Genomic DNA, 948 nt, shown 5'->3' on the forward strand with positions numbered 1-948 from the left:
TGAGCTACTCCCCATCTCTTGGACAGGATCTGGCGTAAATTAAGCTACTCGTTGCACCTGCTGATCGGGTTGGTTGATATCATTTCTTTGCCAATAGACCAGCGCGGGAGGTTGGCCGCCCAAGGCTGAATGCGGGCGCTGGTGGTTGTAGAAGGTCATCCATTTCCGGATCGCCGCCTTTGTCTCCGATCCGGTCTCCCAGGCATGCAGGTAAACGCACTCGTATTTTAGGGTGCGCCACAGCCTCTCGATGAAGATGTTGTCGAGGAACCGACCTTTCCCGTCCATCGAGATCCGCACGCCAGATCGGCGCAGTCGATCCGTCCAGGCGAAGGACGTGAATTGGCTGCCCTGGTCCGTGTTCATGATCTCGGGCGGGCCGAACTTGTGGATGGCCTCGGTCAGCGCTTCGACACAGAAGTCGGCCTCCAGCGTGTTCGAGATGCGCCAGGACAGAACCTTGCGGGTATGCCAGTCCATGATCGCCACCAGATAGAGGAACCCTCGGCGCATGGGCAGATAGGTGATGTCCGAACACCAGACCTGGTTCGGGCGTTCCACCCGCAGCCCCCTGAGCAGGTAGGGATAGGTCTTGTGGCCCTTCGTCGGCCTGCTCGTGTTGGGCTTCTGGTAAATCGGCATGAGCCCCATCAGGCGCATCAGCCGCCGGATGCGCTTCTCGTTCACCAGATGGCCGTCGTTGCGCAGGTGCCAGGTCATCTGCCGAACTCCGAAGAACGGCGTCTCCAGGAACTGCTCGTCGATCTGCCGCATCAGGCCGAGGTTCTGCTCGGTCTCGCCCTTCGGCTCGTAGTAATAGGATGAGCGTGCGATCGACAGCAGCTTGCACTGCTGGCCGATCGACAGATCCGGGTGGTCAGGCTCGATCATGCAGCGCCTCACTTCCCGCCCCAGGGCTTCAGCTTTCGTTCCAAAAAAGAGTTGGCC

At 59.7% G+C, this 948-nt stretch carries 1 protein-coding gene; it reads right to left on the reverse strand.

What is annotated here, in order from left to right; all coding sequences use genetic code 11:
* Positions 1-39 precede the first annotated feature (39 nt).
* Positions 40-948: IS3 family transposase (locus tag ATO9_RS23275; protein WP_156127955.1), on the reverse strand; the 909-nt coding region annotated here is incomplete at its 5' end.

The organism is Pseudooceanicola atlanticus (assembly GCF_000768315.1).
Lineage (GTDB): Bacteria > Pseudomonadota > Alphaproteobacteria > Rhodobacterales > Rhodobacteraceae > Pseudooceanicola > Pseudooceanicola atlanticus.